A 17763-nucleotide genomic window follows, 5' to 3' on the forward strand; every position below is an offset into this window, starting at 1 on the left:
AAGCGCGGCTCTCTTGTGGGGTCGCGCTTTTTTTGTCTCTGTTCATCCTCATTTGGGGGTTAATCTCAGCTTACATTTGCCATTTCTTGAATATCAATAATACTCAGGTTATTGAAAATCATCATGAAAGGTAGATGTGATGCGGCGCAGTGCGTTGTGGCAAACTCTCATCATCAAGCTGACACTGTGGTCGCTGATCATTTTCAGTTTCAATGTGTTCATTCCCCGCAATCAGGTGCTGCTGATTTACGATTCCAAACGTCTGGTCGTCTGTTTGTTGATCATGCTGTTCGCCGTTGGGTTACTGTGTTCGGCACGATTACGGCAATCGGTCATTGCCCTGTATCGATCGCTTGAGCAACCGACTCGAACGTTCGCACTCGGTTTCATCGCATTGAGTCTCATCGCGACGTTACTCAGTGACTATCGCATCAGCGCGCTGACGCACTGGTTTTACCTCGTTGGGTTGTTTTTGCTCCTTAGCGTCTTTTTTGACTACTTTCGCGTGGCACGCGCGAACCTCATGGGCTTGGCGCTGCTGCTCAACGGCCTGCTTTTCTTCAGTGTCGCCAGTGCGTTTTGGTTGCTGCTTTATCATCGTGAGGCGGTCAGTAACTCCACGTTTTTTGGATTTGCCAATCCGCGCTTTATCAATCAAGTGCACGTTTGGCTGGTGCTGCCCATGGCGTATTTGGCCGTGCGCGCTCGCAGACGAAACCGGCGTGCGCTGCTCCCCCTAATATCCGTCGCGATGGCATTTTCAATTGGTTTTACCCTCAATGGTCGCGGGGTCACGCTGGCGCTTATCACCGGTTTTATTTTGATGGCGCTGGTGGACAGGACGTTATGGCGTCAGTGGCTCGCGACTTTGCTCATCACTGGGGGCTTGGGCGCATTGATCTCATTTGCGTTGTTTAATCCGTTGCCTTCTTATCTCTTGGGGATAGACAGCGACGCCATTGCGATTCGAACAACATCATCAGGCAGGTTAATTTTATGGTCACAATCGATCGAATTTGCTTCCTTTTGGGGACAAGGTGGCGGTGCATTCGCTTGTCAACCTTTTGCAAATGGTCGCCCGCATAACTCGGTGCTCAATGTGCTGGTGCATTGGGGATGGGGCGGTGTGCTTTGTTATGTGTCGCTTTGTTTGCTGCTGTTGTACAAGGTGGCCATCTCCAGATCTCGAATCACACAAGTCTTGGGGGCGAGTGTGTTGACTGGGCTGCTGTACAGCTTGGTCTCCGGTGTGCTGGATTCGCCGATGAGTCAACTGCTGGGCATCATGTCGCTGGCTGCTTTTTGGGCGTCGTTAAACCCTTTACGGCGTTCGGAGATGGGGTCATACCGTGTTGGCCTTGTCAGCCACGGCCTTGTCAGCCACGTAGTCGTGTGGATGCTGGCGCTGGGCGCCATCATGGCGTGTGGCTATCGAATTTACGAGCGTGTGTCACATTATCCTCAACAGTTCGATGAGATTGTCGATGTCAGAGCGCTGGGCATGAAAACCCAATTTTGGGTCGGGCACAATTGCTTAGAGAAACCGGAGATGCCTTAAGTGCACAATGTTGGCTAGTTCAAATTTTTCGAATAACTAAGCCAGAACTCTCCGGTTATATCCAATTTTTCAATATCTATAATGGACTTAAATACAGCATGATTTGAATAAAAACGAGGTGATTCATGGGTAAACTGGTCGAAGGCGTGTGGCAAAACGTTTGGTACGACACGAAAAGCAGCGGCGGACGCTTTGTGCGCGAAGATGCGGGCTTTCGAGGTTGGATCGACAATGATGCAGATGCTCAGTTTGCGCCTGAGCCGGGTCGTTATCATCTCTACGTGTCGTTGGCGTGCCCGTGGGCGCACCGCACCTTGATTTTTCGTGCGCTAAAGCAGCTTGAGGCGTACATCGACGTCACCATTGTGTGCCCGGATATGATGAGTGACGGTTGGCAGTTCGGTATTCCTGAGCCGCTGTTTGGCCATACGAAATTGCATCAAGTGTATACGCAAGCCAAAGCCGATTACACTGGTCGTGTGACGGTGCCTGTGCTGTGGGATAAGAAAACCGATACGATAGTCAGCAATGAATCGTCAGAAATTATTCGCATGTTTAACTCAGCGTTTAATGCACTCACGGGGAACGAGGAGGATTACTATCCTGAGCATCTTCGTGCGCTGATTGATGAGTGGAACGAATACATCTATCCCAATATCAATAACGGGGTTTACCGTTGTGGCTTCGCGACCACGCAGGAAGCGTATGAAGAAGCCTACGAATCCTTATTCGCGGCATTGGATAAAGTGGAAAGCCATCTTGCGACGCATCGATACTTGGCGGGCAATGTGATCACTGAAGCCGATTGGCGGTTGTTTACCACCTTGATTCGTTTTGACGCTGTGTATGTTGGTCACTTCAAATGCAATAAAAAACGCATCGCCGATTACCCGCATTTAAATGGCTATTTGAAAGAGCTGTATCAAGTACCGGGCGTGAAGGAGACCACCGACTTTTATCACATTAAACGTCACTACTATTTCAGTCACACCACCATTAACCCAACACAAATTGTGCCGGTTGGCCCAGATCTGGATTTGGAATCTGCGCATGGCCGAGACACACTGTAAGACTTGAACCAACACTCTATTGCAAAGCGCAGTCTGAGGCTGCGCTTTTTTGTGTGCTGATTGAATGCGCTGAAAAATAATCACAATTTCGCTCTGCTCACGGATTCATACGCCAATTCGCATACACTGAAATGAAGCGGGGTGGATGGGAGAGGGCGATGGATTTCAGTGACATCATGGCCGGCCAGAGCGTGATCTGGAATCTATTGGTGGCGCTGCTGTTGGGCGCCATTGTTGGCACGCAGCGCGGTTGGGTGAACCGCAATCATGTGGAAGGCAGCCGAGTGGCTGGCATTCGCACTTTCTCGCTGGTCGGCTTATACGGCGGCTTGTCTGCGGTACTGGCGACCCATTTTTCGCCGCTCATCCTTGGTTTTGCTTTGTTGGCGTTGGTCGCGCTGGCCAGCATTGCGTTCATCATGAAACAGCGAAACAGTCAGGACGTCAGTATTACCGGCGTGGTCAGTTTGTTGGTCACGTTTGTGATGGGCAGTTTGGCGGTTGCCGGAGAACCGGTATTGGCGGCTGCGTCTGCGGTGATCACCGCCGTGGTGCTGGATAACAAGAAAGAGCTTCATCAGGCCTTGCAGAAGTTGCAAGAGTACGAGCTGGATGCAGCGCTGCGGCTGATGTTGATTTCGATTGTGATGCTGCCTTTGTTGCCCAACCAAAGCTTTGGCCCATGGCAGGCATTAAACCCGTACGAAATTTGGTGGATGGTGGTGTTGATTGCCAGCATTTCGTTTTTGGGTTACTTCGCCATCAAGATTGGCGGTGCGAAGCGGGGTGTGCTGTTTACTTCGGTCTTTGCAGGGTTCAGTTCTTCGACGGCACTGACACTGCAATTTTCCAATCTGTCGCGTGAGCAGCCGTCGATCAGTCCGCTCCTGGCTTCTGGCATTCTGCTCTGTTGTGGCACCATGTTCCCCCGTTTGTTGATTGTTGCTTCTCTCATTAATACCGAGTTAACGCCAATTCTTTGGCCGGTGATTGGAGTGATGATGATTGGGCTCTATCTGCCGGCATGGTTTATCTGGCGTACCACCCAAGTTGATTTTACCGAGGAGCAGACGGGCAACCATAAAAACCCGTTGGCCTTGCAGTCGGCGCTCTGGTTTGGGGTGATTCTGGCAGTGATTATGCTGCTCTCTCATGCGTTGTCGGATTGGTTCGGCCAGGTGGGGACCTTGGTATTGTCGGCGATCTCTGGGATCACGGATGTGGATGCAATCACTTTGGCGTTGGGGCGACAAAGCACACACACCTTGGATGCTTATACAGCGGCGATGGGGATCATCATTGCCGCATCGGTGAACACGTTGGTCAAAATGGGCTTAGCTATGGGCATTGGTGGAAAAGCGCTGTGGATTCGCGTCGCGCCAGCGATGTTGCTGTCGGTGGTCGCGGGCTTGTTCACCCTGTGGTGGATGCATTAATTCAGTCACTTGTTTAGGCTGTATTTTCAAGCGATAAAACAGGATTCGGCGCCAATAAAAAAGCCTTCGGAATCCGAAGGCTTTTTGACTCGAACGAAGAGCGATTATTTTTGCTCTTGGTCTGCTTGAATCGCAGTCAGAGCGATGGTGTAGACGATGTCGTCAACCAGCGCGCCGCGAGACAGGTCGTTCACAGGTTTACGCATGCCTTGCAGCATTGGACCGATTGAAACCAAGTCTGCTGAACGTTGTACCGCTTTGTAAGTGGTGTTACCTGTGTTCAGGTCTGGGAATACGAATACAGTTGCTTTACCTGCAACTGGAGAGTTAGGTGCTTTAGAAGCTGCCACGTTCTCCATGATCGCTGCGTCGTATTGCAGTGGACCGTCGATGATCAGATCAGGACGTTTTTCTTGTGCGATACGTGTTGCTTCACGCACTTTATCAACGTCTGCACCTTTACCTGATGTACCGGTAGAGTATGAGATCATCGCTACGCGTGGGTCGATACCGAATGCCGCTGCAGAATCTGCAGATTGGATTGCGATTTCAGCCAGTTGCTCAGCTGTTGGATCTGGGTTGATTGCACAGTCACCGTAAACCAGAACTTGGTCAGGCAGCAGCATGAAGAATACAGACGATACGATCGATGCATTCGGTGCTGTTTTGATGATCTGGAATGGGGGAACGATGGTGTTTGCTGTGGTGTGAACCGCACCAGAAACCAGACCGTCCACTTCGTTCGCTTCCAGCATCATGGTGCCTAGGAAAACGGAGTCTTCCAGTTTTTCACGCGCCACAACCTCAGTCATGCCTTTCGCGCCACGTAGTTCAACTAGGCGAGCCACGTAGTTTTCACGAACTGAATCTGCATCGATGATTTCTACGCCAGCGCCCAGCTCAACACCTTGTTGCGCAGCAACACGGCGGATTTCATCTGGGTTACCTAGGAGCACACAAGTCGCGATACCGCGTTCAGCACAGATGGCTGCCGCTTTAACTGTACGTGGTTCGTCGCCTTCAGGCAGCACGATACGTTTGTTGGCACGACGTGCAAACTCAGTCAGTTGGTAACGGAATGCTGGTGGGCTCAGACGACGCGTACCTTGAGTACCTTCAGTCAGAGTTTCGATCCAAGCGCCTTCGATGTGGCTTGCAACGTGGTCACAAACAAATTCGATACGCTCTTTATCGTCAGCAGGCACTTCTAGGCTGAAGCTTTGCAGGTTCAGCGATGTTTGCCATGTGTTACCTTGTGCTTTGAAGATTGGCAGGCCAGTTTCAAACGCTGGTTTACACAGGCTCACGATTTCTTCTGGAATATCGTAGCCGCCAGTCAGCAGTACGGCACCGATTTCAACGCCGTTCATCGCAGCAAGAGATGCTGCCACGATCACGTCTGGGCGGTCTGCTGAAGTCACCAGCAGTGAACCTGGACGGAAGTGCTCAATCATGTGCGGGATTGAACGCGCACAGAATGTGATGCTCTTGATACGACGTGTGTTGATGTCGCCTTCGTTGACTACGTCAGCATTCAGGTGTTTTGCCATGTCGATCGCACGTGTTGCGATCAGGTCAACATTCCAAGGCACGCACCCCAGAACACGGATTGGGCTTGAGTTGAAGATCTGCATCACTTCGATGTTGGCTTGTTTTGCGCTGTCAGAATCGTCAAAGATTTCAGACAGGTCTGGACGGGTACGGCCAGCTTCATCAACCGGTGCGTTCAGTTTGTTGATGATCACACCAGAAATGTTCTTGTTCTTCGTACCGCCGAAGTTAGAGCATGCCACTTCGATACGCTCTTTCAGCTGCGCAGGGTTGTGCGTGCCAGGCGTTGCGACGAACACAATTTCAGCACCCAAAGTTTTTGCGATTTCCGCGTTCACTTGGTTGGCGAATGGGTGTTTACGAGTTGGAACTAGACCTTCAACCAGCGTCACTTCTGATGAGTTGATTTGGTTGTAACGTTCAACCACTGTTTCCAGCAGAACGTCCATTTTTTCGCCACCGATCAGCGCTTCAGCAGACGACATTGACATTGGCTCACCAATTTTCATGTCGCTGTTGTGACCGACGATCGTTGAAGTCAGGTCGGGTTGGTCGCCACCGCTGCGAGGCTGTGCGATTGGCTTATAGAAAGAAACGCTTACACCTTTACGCTCCATGGCGCGCAAAAGACCCATGCTCACGCTGGTCAAGCCAACGCCAGTACTGATAGGGATAAGCATAATAGTACGGGACATTCGTAAAGTACCTCAACACTATTGATACAATCTAAGGGGTTTAGATTGAAAGGAACAAAGCCCAACGGCGTATTCGAGAAGAATAGGAGTTGAGCCCCTATAAAACACTGGCTAACTTTGCAGTTAGCCAGATGAATTTGATTAGATGTTGGTTAGACGCGCTGTGTCTTCAGCGATAACCAATTCTTCGTTGGTTGAAATGGCCATCGCAGGAATGTTGCTGTCTGCTGAAGTGATCACACCTTCGCCGCCGAAGCGTGCTTTCAGGTTCGCATCGCTATCGACTTTGATACCGAAGATAGACAGACGGTTCAGCACCATTTCACGGATTGGTGCAGAGTTTTCGCCGATACCGCCTGTGAACACGATTGCGTCCAGACGACCGTCCATGCTGGCAGTGTAACCTGCAACATATTTTGCTAGACGGTGACAGAACACGTCCATTGCGCGAGTTGCTTCTTCTTTAGCACCGTAGTTGTCTTCAACGAAACGGCAGTCAGAAGTCACTTCAGTCAGACCCAGAAGGCCAGACTCTTTGGTCAGCATCTTGTTGATGTCTGCCACTGAGTAACCCAGAGTATCGTGCAGGTGGAATACCACAGCAGGATCGATGTCACCACAACGTGTACCCATCACCAGACCTTCAAGCGGTGTCAGACCCATTGATGTATCAACAGATTGGCCGTTCTTGATTGCACAAACCGATGCACCGTTGCCTAGGTGGCAGTTGATGATGTTCAGTTCGTTTGCTGGTTTGCCCAGGCGTTCAGCGGCTTCACGCGCGATGAACAGGTGAGACGTACCGTGTGCGCCGTAGCGACGAACACCGTGCTCTTTGTACAGTTTGTATGGCAGTGCGTACAGGTACGCTTCTTCTGGCATAGTTTGGTGGAAAGCGGTGTCGAATACGGCAACGTTCTGTAGCGCAGGGAATGCTTTTTGTGCTGCTTTAATTCCCACGATGTGCGCTGGGTTGTGCAGTGGTGCGAAGCTTGCTGCGTCTTCGATACCTTTCAGAACGGTTTCGTCGATCAGTGCTGATTGAGTGAACTGCTCACCGCCGTGTACAACACGGTGACCGATGGCTTTCAGTTGCTCTGCCAGTTCTGGCTTAGAAGCAAGAATAGTTTCAACGATAAAAGTTAACGCTTCATCGTGTGCAGCGCCTTCACCCAGTTGTGCTTCGTGCTTGCCATCAAGTTTCCACTTGATTCGTGCTTCTGGAAGGTGTAGACATTCAGCAAGACCTGAAAGAAATTCGTCGCCATTTTGTGCATCAACAATAGCGAACTTGAGTGAAGAACTACCGCAGTTTAAAACTAAAACTAGCTTAGACATGAGTAACTACCTGTAATAGTCGGTTAGGATAAAAATCAACCACAAGAATAGCCGAACTGCCAAAGAGTGCGTACTAATCTTGGTCAATAAAACTTTAATTTCCGTATCGTAAGACGTGACAGTGTTAGTGAAATCGTCGGTGCATTCCGTGCAGCATTCGCCTCGGAGTTGCCTAATTTGTAAATAACGGCAACAATGAGATTGAGAGTTCGCAAAGGATAGCGATAATGGGCCAATATAACAAAAAAAATTTGAAACAATATTAGCTTTTGTCAAATTTTTACGCCATTTGTTGAATCATTCAACTATTTTTTAGGATGAATGTTCGCCAGAGAGTGAGGGGAATGGTATGAGTAATAGAGCCGGAATCGTTCTTAGCTTAAAAGATGGCCAGAGATACATGGATACATGGCCAATGCGCAAAGAATTGAACCTTCTTTTCCCGGAACAGCGCATTATTAAAGCGACGCGCTTTGGGATCAAAGTGATGCCAGCCGTTGCCGCAATCAGCGTGCTGACCCAAATGACATTTCAGAATGTGCAGGCGATGCCTCAAACGATTATCATCGCATTATTCGCCATCAGCTTGCCGTTGCAAGGTATCTGGTGGTTAGGCAACCGCGCCAACACACAACTGCCGCCAGCATTGGCCAGTTGGTATCGCGAGTTGTATCAAAAAATTGTCGAGACTGGATTTGCCTTGGAACCGATCAAATCCAAGCCTCGCTATAAAGAGCTGGCGATGGTGCTTAACCGAGCGTTCCGTCAACTCGACAAAACCGCGCTGGAGCGCTGGTTTTAAACAGCATAAAAAGGCCGTTCTGAGTAGTTCAAGACGGCCTTTTCTTCAAGTGAAAAAGCGTAAATAGTGAACTCCTCTTGATTTTGCGCTAAGTACCATATTCCCATCTCTCTTTTTGTTACTTTCCTGTTAAATCTTGCTTCCCTTTCCCCAAACTTACTGGTAATAATGTCGTTAGCTGCACGTTCCGTGCGCAATAAAAACAAACAACACACAACATCAAAAATAATAATGCTTTAAATCAAGGAGTTAAGATGAAAGCAGGCAAAGCTATAGCTACCGCCGTTCTAGCCGGAGCTGCATTACTCTCTTCCCATACGGTGTTGGCAAATACTGCCAAAGTCGCCGTGTCACAAATCGTTGAACACCCTGCGTTGGATGCAACCCGTCAGGGACTTTTGGATGGCTTGAAAGCAAAAGGCTATGAAGAAGGTAAAAACCTTGAGTTTGATTTCAAAACCGCGCAAGGGAACCCAGCGATTGCAGTACAGATTGCACGTCAATTTGTCGGTGAAAACCCAGACGTATTGGTTGGCATTGCCACGCCAACTGCTCAGGCATTAGTTGCTGCGACCAAATCTATTCCCGTCGTTTTTACAGCAGTAACTGATCCGGTCGGCGCCAAACTGGTGAAGAAGATGGAGCAGCCGGGCAAAAACGTCACAGGCCTGTCCGATCTGTCTCCTGTTGAGCAACATGTTGAGCTGATCAAAGAGCTGATGCCAAACGCCAAATCGATCGGTGTGGTGTACAACCCAGGTGAAGCGAACGCTGTGAGCTTGATGGAACTGCTGAAAGTCTCCGCGAAGAAAAATGGCCTGCAGCTGGTGGAAGCCACGGCGCTGAAAAGTGCGGATGTGCAATCGGCGACTCAAGCGATTGCCGCGAAATCAGACATCATCTACGCACTGATCGATAACACAGTTGCCAGTGCGATTGAAGGCATGATTGTGGCAGCAAACCAAGCGAAAACGCCGGTGTTTGGCGCTGCGACGTCTTACGTTGAACGTGGTGCAGTGGCGAGCTTGGGCTTTGACTACTACCAAATTGGTGTGCAAACCGCAGATTACGTGGCTGCGATTCTTGATGGGGCCAAACCGGGTTCTCTGGACGTGAAAGTCGCGAAAGGGTCGGATTTGGTTATCAACAAAACTGCAGCGGACAAACTGGGTATGACGATTCCTCAATCCGTTTTGGATCGCGCAACCAGCGTAAAATAATAAGGGATTAATTATGCCGGTGTGATCTCGCGCCGGCGTATTTAAGCAGAAAGGGAGTTTGTATGTCTGCTTTTGCGTTTTTTGGGGCACTTGAAGTAGGTCTCATTTATGGGTTGGTCGCGTTGGGGGTTTACCTGACATTCCGCGTCCTTGATTTCCCCGATCTTAGTGTTGATGGTAGTTTCCCCATGGGCGCTGCTGTAGCGGCGACAGCCATTGTTGCCGGGATTAATCCATGGGTTGCGACAGGGATGGCCATTCTTGCGGGTGCTGCCACCGGCTGGGTGACGGCCTTTCTGACGGTACGTTGCGGTATTCTTCATCTTCTTGCGTCGATCTTGACCATGATTGCGGCGTTTTCTATCAATATCCGCATTATGGGGCGTCCTAACTTGGCGCTACTCGGCGAAGACACCATTCTGACCCCATTCGAAGCGATGGGCGATTCAATGTATGTTCGTCCGCTAGTCGTTGCGGTTCTGGTGCTACTCTCTGCGTGGTTTGTGATTCGTCTGCTGAACAGTGATTTTGGTTTGGGCTTGCGTGCGACAGGCGTCAATGCGCGCATGGTTGCGGCACAAGGTGCAAGCACCGCGTTTTACACCTATTTCTGTCTCGCCTTGTCAAATGGCTTCGTCGGCTTTGCGGGCGCACTGTTCGCACAAACCAACAGCTTTGCGGATGTTACCTCCGGTGTCGGCACCATCGTGGTGGGTCTGGCAGCGGTGATTTTGGGGCAAACCCTTATTCCCGGGCGAAAAATTTGGGTCGCCGTGACGGCAGTGATTGTCGGTTCAGTGTTGTACCGTTTAGCGGTCGCATTTGCGCTCAGTACGGGCATGTTTGGTCTGCAAGCGTCGGATCTCAACCTCGTGACGGCCGTGCTGGTGGCACTGGCGCTGATCATGCCGAAAATGAAAAGGAACCTAAAGTTAAAAAAGGGTAATGCACCTGCTCAGAAAACAGTGGTATCTCAGCAGGGGAGTGAAAAAAAGGATAAGCAACAGCGTCAGTCGTCAGGAGAAGCCGTATGATCCGTTTAGAAGATATTCAAGTTACGTTTAACCCTGGCACGATTCTGGAAAACCGAGCGCTGAAAAGCGTCTGTTTGGAAGTGCCGGAGCATCAATTCTTAACGGTGATTGGCTCGAACGGCGCGGGTAAATCGACTTTGCTGGGCGCGGTGACCGGTGAAACCCCAATGGTGGGCGGTCAAGTGCTGATTGATGACATCGACGTGACGCGCCAAAGTGTCGATCAGCGCGCCAATGTGTGTGCGCGCGTATTCCAAGACCCGCTGGCGGGCACGTGCGGTGCATTGACGATTGAAGAAAATATGGCGCTGGCGTACATGCGCGGCAAACGTCGCAGTTGGACGCATGCACTCTCTTCCAGCCGTCGTAAACTGTTTCAAGAGCGAATCAGCATCCTGGGACTTGGTTTAGAAGACCGTTTGGGCGATAACATCGGATTGCTATCTGGCGGTCAACGGCAGGCTGTGAGCTTGGTGATGGCGACCTTATCGGACAGCAAACTGTTGCTACTCGATGAACATACGGCGGCGCTGGATCCACGTATGGCCGCGTTTATCATTGACCTCACCAAAACGATCGTCAATGAATTCAATTTGACGGTCATGATGGTGACCCACTCGATGAAAGATGCGCTGGCATGTGGCGATCGCACTGTCATGTTGCACCAAGGGCAAATTGTTCTTGATGTCGCGGGTGAGCAGCGTGCGACCATGCAAGTGCCCGACTTGCTGGAAATGTTCTCTAAAGTGCGTGGTGAAGAATTAAGCGACGACAGTCTTTTGTTAAGTTAAGTCTGTATAAACGCTCTAAAACCTCCTGTTTGAAATTCAACCTACAGGAGGTTTTTTTATGTCTTTGGCTTTTGACTTTATCAATATCATGTCAACAAATCGTCGGTTTGGTTAGGATTTAGCGAAATCTAATGTACATAACGCAGTCAGGATTAGCTTGTGTTATGGATTTTTTGGCATAATCTTTCTGGTACACTCATACGCCTGCATATCACAAGGCGCAAAGTCACCTTAATTCACGTTGATACTGATTAATGAAAAAGCATTACAACACCAAAACGGTCTTTCTAGCCCCTTTGTTTGTTGCCCTCATTCTGCTGATCGCGATGATCTCTTCCTACATGCGGATCTTGAACAGTGATATCGATGATGAGTACCGTAACGCCAACACCATGATGATGCGTGCCGGCAAGATTGTGGTTGCACTCGATTACGGTTTCACCAATTACTTTGAATCACCATCCATCATGTCGACCGGGTTTGTAAAGTCAGTGGCAGACGGGTTATGTCGCATTGTGCCCAAAGAGTCGATGTTACTGACTAACAAGAAAGCCAGCTCTTCGCCGCCGATCAGCATCAGCTACATGATGGTGGGCGATGAGTCCCTGTGTGATGAAGCGCATCCACTGTATGACTTGATGCGCCGTAAAGTGTCGTTGGCCCCCATCATCTCGTTTCTCAATGATTTAGATAACTACATTATCGGTGTGCACTACATCGACAATGCGGGCTATATCATTTCTGCGCCCGATTCGGTGCTCAAAGACGTCACCAAAGAACGCTTGATGACGGTCAAGTTGCGAGAGTTTTGGCAAAAAGCCGCAGATAACCCAGACATTATTACCGTGACTGGCCCAAGCGCATTCAGCGAAGTCCTGCATCAAAAGAACACCATGACGTTGGCGATGCCGGTGTATATGGAATCGAATTTCATTGGCGTGGTGGCGCTGGATATTAGTGTTGATCGCTTGATTGATGATTCGTCACGCCTGACCGATAAAATTCGTCTGGTGCGTTCAGAAGAGCTACCAAAAGATGGCAGTGTGTACCGTCCGCACAAGTTGGATATCAGCTACACCAAAATGGATCACTACTTGTATTACCAATGGAACTGGGCCGCTGAAATCAGTCGCTTCGTCAAAGAGAAGCAAACCAGTGTGTATGCCTTGGTACTGGCTTATCTGGTCTCCGTGGTCGGTATGTTCTACTTCAACACCCGCATCGAAAAATCCTATTACGAAAACCTCGCGTCTCGAGATCCAATGACGGGCCTGCTCAATCGCCGAGGGATGGAAGAGTTTCTGCAAGTGAAGCAACACAGCCGCTATTTGTCGGTGGCGGTGTTAGATATTGATAACTTCAAGTCGATTAATGACACCTACGGGCATGATGTCGGGGATGACGTGATCTGCTATGTGGGCGATCAGATTGAATGCAATATCCGTGAAACCGATGCCGTCGCTCGCTTTGGTGGGGAAGAGTTCGTGGTGTATTTGACCAGCCCGGATCCGCTCCAAATCGAAGCGGTGATGCAACGGGTCAAAGAGGCCATTACGCGCGATTCAACCCGTGTGGTACCGAATGGCTTTACGATTTCTGGCGGTATTCAAGTGATTGAAAGCCATCAGGAATGGGACTTTGATAAGCAATTCAAACTGGCGGATGAAAAACTGTATCTCGCGAAAACAACTGGGAAAGATAAGCTGGTGTTTTAACACCAGCGCTTCACTTTAGGCTAGGGAATCGCGGTAGCGCTGAAAATGACTCACGATCGGGTCGACTTCCGTCATGGTACGAATCTCGCGGAACAGGTCGGCCGCTTGTGGATATGCTTGGCGTAAATACGCAAACCACTGTTTGACGCGGTTCGGGTAGTATTTACCTTTGTCACCGCGCACTTCATACGCTGAGTATTCCAGCAGCAAATCGACCACCTCATGCCAAGGCATGGCGCTGTGGTTGTGTTTGACGATATTGCCCAAGTTCGGCACATTCAATGCGCCGCGGCATACCATCAACGAGTCTATGCCCGTGGTATCGATACAGGCTTGCCCATCGGCATAATTCCAGATCTCGCCATTGGCAATCAGGGGAATGTGAGTCTTTTGGCGAATTTGGTTAATGTAATCCCATTTGATTTCACTGGCTTTGTAGCCGCCCGCTTTGGTGCGCGCGTGGACCGTTAATTCATCGGCACCGGCTTGCTGCACGGCATCGACAATTTCAAAACAGTCGTCGGGATTCTCCCACCCCAAGCGAATTTTGGCGCTGACCGGAATGTCTGCTGGCACCGCGTCGCGACACGCTTTGATCACCTGATAAATCAGCTCAGGATGTTGCAGCAGCGCCGCACCGCCTTTGCTTTGGTTCACCATTTTCGCCGGGCAACCAAAGTTGAGGTCGACACCGCATGCGCCCAGTTCTGCGGCGCGAACTGCATTCTCTGCCATCCAGTGCGGCTCTTGACCCAGCAACTGAACTTTCACCGGAACGCCAGCTTTGGTGCGCGAGCCTTGTTTCAGCTCCGGGCAAAGACGGTAAAACACATGGTCCGGAAGGGGCAAGTTGATCACACGGACAAACTCTGTCACACAGAAATCGTAATCGTTAATCTGTGTCAGCATCTCACGCATCAGGTGATCCAGCACGCCCTCCATCGGGCCTAAAATGACTCGCATACTCTGTTCTTGTCTTCGCCAAATAAAATTGAGGCGAGATTGTAGATGGAAGTCGGCGCGATGTCTCGAGGGCTTATTGCGCGAATGTCGGGCTTTCCGTGGTCACGCGAGTCTCACCGGTGAGCGGCGCGTAATAGAGGATGGGCAGCTTGTCTGTGGTGCTGTAACCGGCGGTGTAGTAGTAATAGCACTCGTTGCTGCTGGTGTACCAACTGACGATATCGCTCTCGGAAGGCAATACGTACCCGGTATCCATCTGCGATTGAATGGTGAGATCCGTCGTGAGAAGGGCTGGCCACAGCGCCACGCAGTCTTCACCGCGAATCGCGTTGCCGTCTTGATACGGGATTTGGTCGACCGACATCGGGTAACCTGCCGCCGACGGATAAATGTTCCCTTGTCCATAACCGACGGCTTGGGAAATCACCGGTTCGCCATCGACAAGCCAACGCGTGTTGTAGAGCGTCACCGCTGAGCGAAAACTTGCAAATGCCGCGGCAGCACGCTTTTCATGCGCATCGCGTTGAAGATTAAAAAAGCGAGGTGCAGCCGTAACGGCGAGAATGCCCAGAATAACGATGACGACAACTAACTCGATTAAAGTAAAGCCAAAGTTACGTTTCATAGTGATTATTCGTAGTGATGTGATTTTGGCTGAAATAATGCTCCAGTGAATAAGTTTTTTAAAGCGAAATCTATCACAGTTATGATTTTTGCCAGCAAACTCGCCAAATCGACAGGCTGGGGTATAATGGCCGGCTAATCTGTCGTATTGATAAAGAGATTTCATGAGTTACCCGCTAGTGAATTTGGCTCAGATTGAGTGCAATGAATCCCCGTTGTTTATCGAAGGTGCGGTATATGCCGCCAACTTGGCGACCCAACCTTTGGAACCCGAAGCGTGGATTTCAGAGGTGTTTGGCGAGCATGCAGCGGCGCTTGAGCCGTTGATCGTGGCTCAAATCCATGCGCAGTATCATCAACTCAAACGCAGCGAATATGCGTTGCTGGCACTGCTTGCTGAATCTTCCATGCCGCGCGAAGACGCGCTGGCCGATTTCGCCGAAGGTTTCATGAGTGTATGGCCGCAGGTAGAATCGCAGTGGCAGTCGGTGACACTTTCTGATGGCTCGATGCGAATGCTTCAAGCGTTGCTCACGACGTTGATGCTGGCGATTGATGAAGAACAAACGCATGCCCAAATGAAAGCGGCTGGATACGACGCTCTGCCAACACTGGCGGCGATGATTGACCAACTGGATCTGATGGTGCAAGAAGTGGCGCTGGCGGCCGATGAAGCAATGCTGGGTAACAAAGCGCAAAGCGTGAACCCGTTTAAAGACATTGGCCGCAATGACGCGTGCCCATGTGGCAGCGGCAAAAAGTTCAAACAGTGTTGCGGGCAGTAACTTTCGCGCCAAATTATCGAACTTTTCCCACACAGGATTGACACACTTAGGAAGTGAACAGCCTATAACTTCCTTAACCCCAATTGCTAGGAGCAGTAACAGAATGAAGAAATGGTTCGCACTGTTTTTTTGTAGCTTTTCCGTATTCGCGACGCCAAAAGAGACGCTGAGCGAACGTTTGGCGCTGACCGATGGTTTCAGCGCGAAGTTTGAGCAGCAAGTGATTAGCCCTGATGGCGATGTCGTCATGGAAGGCAATGGCGTGGTCGATATTGCTCGCCCGAGTCTGTTCCGCTGGGAGACACTGGCCCCAGATGAAAACCTGCTGGTGTCGGATGGTCAATCCCTGTGGTATTACAGCCCATTTATCGAACAAGTCACGATTTACAACCAAGAGCAAGCGACAGAGCAAACGCCGTTTGTCCTCCTGACTCGTAATCGCGCCAGTGACTGGGATGCCTACCAGGTTGAAGAGAAAGGCGATGTTTTTACTCTGACGCCAACAGCAGTCGATTCGAATCAGGGTCAGTTCCAGATCACCATCGACAGCAAAGGTGTGGTAAAAGGTTTTAATGTTATTGAGCAGGATGGACAGAAGAGTCTGTTCACGTTTAATGATGTGAAACAACAAAAGCCGCAGGCAAGCCGCTTTAAGTTCGATGTTCCTGACGGTGTGGAAGTCGACGACCAACGTAATTAAATCGGGTTACACATACCCGGTAAGTGAGTACCGTGAGCAACTACAGTTTTGATTTTGCCGGGGACGAAGATTTTCGTCCCCTTGCTGCGCGAATGCGCCCACAAACCGTTGAACAATATATTGGTCAGCAACACGTTCTTGGCCCGGGTAAACCGCTGCGCCGGGCGCTGGAAGCTGGTCACATTCATTCGATGATTCTGTGGGGCCCACCCGGCACCGGTAAAACCACACTGGCTGAAGTTGCCGCGAACTACGCCAATGCGGAAGTGGAGCGCGTCTCGGCAGTCACTTCAGGCGTGAAAGAGATACGCGCCGCGATAGAGAAAGCACGTGAAAACAAGCTTGCTGGCCGACGCACCATACTGTTTGTCGATGAGGTCCACCGCTTCAACAAATCGCAGCAGGATGCTTTTCTGCCACACATCGAAGACGGCACGGTGACCTTCATTGGTGCCACAACTGAAAACCCCTCTTTTGAACTCAATAACGCACTGCTGTCCCGTGCGCGCGTGTACAAACTGACGTCACTCAGCCAGACGGAAATTCGTCAGGCGTTGGATCAGGCCATTGAAGACACCGAGCGGGGTTTGGGTAAACAAGTCGCGCAGTTTCATGACAATGTTCTGGATCGCCTGTCCGAGTTGGTCAATGGTGATGCGCGCATGTCGCTCAACTATCTTGAACTGCTGTATGACATGGCAGAAGAGAACGAGCAGGGCGAAAAGCAGATTACGCTCAGCCTGCTGGCGGAAGTTGCGGGCGAAAAAGTGGCGCGTTTTGATAACAAAGGCGACATTTGGTACGACTTAATCTCAGCGGTACACAAATCGATTCGTGGTTCGAACCCGGATGGTGCACTGTATTGGGCCGCGCGCATGATCTCAGCGGGCTGCGATCCGCTCTATATCGCTCGTCGTCTGCTGGCGATTGCCTCTGAAGATGTCGGCAATGCCGATCCTCGCGCTATGCAGGTGGCGATGTCGGCGTGGGACTGTTTCACTCGGGTTGGTCCGGCAGAAGGCAATCGCGCGATTGCCCAGGCAATTGTCTATCTCGCTTGCGCGCCAAAAAGCAATGCGGTGTATACCGCTTGGAAGCAGGCATTGAGTGATGCACAGAATTTGCCCGAGTATGAAGTGCCCGTGCACCTGCGTAATGCGCCAACCAGTTTGATGAAAGATCTTGGCTATGGCGCAGAGTATCGTTATGCCCATGATGAACCCGGCGCGTATGCGGCGGGTGAACGCTATCTCCCACCTGAAATGACCGGAACTCGCTATTATCAGCCGACGAATCGGGGCTTAGAAACCAAGATTGGTGAAAAGTTAGATTATCTGGCGGATTTAGACGCAAAAAGCCCACAAAAGCGCTATGAAAATTAGCGGCTTTTCGTTATCGTTGACGGGTTAAATTTCTATACGCGTGGCTTTGATTAAAAAGGAAGCACACGCGTTTTTTCGCAACTCTTAAAGCATAGGATT

At 50.4% G+C, this 17763-nt stretch carries 15 protein-coding genes; 11 read left to right on the plus strand and 4 right to left on the minus strand.

Going from position 1 to position 17763, the window contains the following annotated elements:
- Positions 1-139 precede the first annotated feature (139 nt).
- From VFA_RS05130 to VFA_RS05140, 3 genes are all read left to right on the plus strand, one after another.
- A complete protein-coding gene (locus tag VFA_RS05130) occupies positions 140-1558 on the plus strand; it encodes an O-antigen ligase family protein (protein WP_004725281.1) in 1419 nt (472 codons plus the stop codon).
- Positions 1559-1683: 125 nt separating this feature from the next.
- Positions 1684-2628 (plus strand): glutathione S-transferase family protein, encoded by a 945-nt coding sequence (locus VFA_RS05135; RefSeq protein WP_004725285.1) that lies wholly within the window; start codon positions 1684-1686, stop codon positions 2626-2628.
- A gap of 158 nt (positions 2629-2786) precedes the next feature.
- Positions 2787-4064 carry an MgtC/SapB family protein gene (locus tag VFA_RS05140; protein ID WP_004725288.1) on the plus strand — a complete coding sequence of 426 codons (1278 nt, stop codon included), beginning with the start codon at positions 2787-2789 and terminating at the stop codon, positions 4062-4064.
- 104 nt (positions 4065-4168) lie between these two features.
- On the opposite strand, the gene pta is transcribed toward VFA_RS05140, so the two are convergent.
- Entirely contained in the window at positions 4169-6310 is a 2142-nt protein-coding gene (gene pta / locus VFA_RS05145) for a phosphate acetyltransferase (RefSeq protein ID WP_038150995.1), read from the minus strand.
- Positions 6311-6451: 141 nt separating this feature from the next.
- Entirely contained in the window at positions 6452-7648 is a 1197-nt protein-coding gene (locus tag VFA_RS05150) for an acetate kinase (RefSeq protein WP_004725294.1), read from the minus strand.
- Positions 7649-7997: 349 nt separating this feature from the next.
- Between VFA_RS05150 and yfbV the strand changes: the two genes are divergently transcribed.
- The 5 genes from yfbV (at position 7998) to VFA_RS05175 (ending at position 13210) form a co-directional block, all read left to right on the plus strand.
- Positions 7998-8450: a terminus macrodomain insulation protein YfbV gene (yfbV, locus tag VFA_RS05155; RefSeq protein WP_038150998.1), complete on the plus strand. Its 453-nt coding sequence runs from the start codon at positions 7998-8000 to the stop codon at positions 8448-8450.
- 254 nt (positions 8451-8704) lie between these two features.
- Positions 8705-9670, plus strand: a complete 966-nt coding sequence (locus VFA_RS05160) for an ABC transporter substrate-binding protein (RefSeq protein WP_004725299.1) — start codon at positions 8705-8707, stop codon at positions 9668-9670.
- 62 nt (positions 9671-9732) lie between these two features.
- On the plus strand, positions 9733-10704 hold the full coding sequence (locus tag VFA_RS05165) for an ABC transporter permease (RefSeq protein ID WP_004725301.1): 972 nt from the start codon (positions 9733-9735) through the stop codon (positions 10702-10704).
- A complete protein-coding gene (locus VFA_RS05170) occupies positions 10701-11495 on the plus strand; it encodes an ABC transporter ATP-binding protein (RefSeq protein ID WP_004725302.1) in 795 nt (264 codons plus the stop codon). The genes VFA_RS05165 and VFA_RS05170 overlap by 4 nt, the downstream gene beginning before the upstream one ends.
- A 254-nt stretch (positions 11496-11749) precedes the next feature.
- On the plus strand, positions 11750-13210 hold the full coding sequence (locus VFA_RS05175) for a sensor domain-containing diguanylate cyclase (RefSeq protein ID WP_004725304.1): 1461 nt from the start codon (positions 11750-11752) through the stop codon (positions 13208-13210).
- Between the two features lie 15 nt (positions 13211-13225).
- On the opposite strand, the gene dusC is transcribed toward VFA_RS05175, so the two are convergent.
- Complete coding sequence (dusC, locus tag VFA_RS05180; RefSeq protein ID WP_038151001.1) at positions 13226-14173, minus strand: tRNA dihydrouridine(16) synthase DusC; 948 nt, start codon at positions 14171-14173, stop codon at positions 13226-13228.
- A gap of 73 nt (positions 14174-14246) precedes the next feature.
- Positions 14247-14798: a type II secretion system protein gene (locus tag VFA_RS05185; RefSeq protein WP_004725308.1), complete on the minus strand. Its 552-nt coding sequence runs from the start codon at positions 14796-14798 to the stop codon at positions 14247-14249.
- 163 nt (positions 14799-14961) lie between these two features.
- On the opposite strand from VFA_RS05185, the gene VFA_RS05190 reads away from it, so the two are divergent.
- The 3 genes from VFA_RS05190 to VFA_RS05200 all read left to right on the plus strand — a co-directional run bounded on the left by VFA_RS05190 (position 14962) and on the right by VFA_RS05200 (position 17664).
- Positions 14962-15582, plus strand: a complete 621-nt coding sequence (locus tag VFA_RS05190; protein ID WP_004725310.1) for a YecA/YgfB family protein — start codon at positions 14962-14964, stop codon at positions 15580-15582.
- Between the two features lie 103 nt (positions 15583-15685).
- A complete protein-coding gene (gene lolA / locus VFA_RS05195) occupies positions 15686-16282 on the plus strand; it encodes an outer membrane lipoprotein periplasmic chaperone LolA (protein ID WP_004725312.1) in 597 nt (198 codons plus the stop codon).
- Between the two features lie 32 nt (positions 16283-16314).
- Positions 16315-17664 (plus strand): replication-associated recombination protein A, encoded by a 1350-nt coding sequence (locus tag VFA_RS05200; protein WP_004725314.1) that lies wholly within the window; start codon positions 16315-16317, stop codon positions 17662-17664.
- Positions 17665-17763: the final 99 nt, after the last annotated feature.

Origin of the sequence: Vibrio furnissii CIP 102972 (assembly GCF_000176175.1) — a bacterium.
In the GTDB taxonomy this organism is placed as follows: domain Bacteria; phylum Pseudomonadota; class Gammaproteobacteria; order Enterobacterales; family Vibrionaceae; genus Vibrio; species Vibrio furnissii.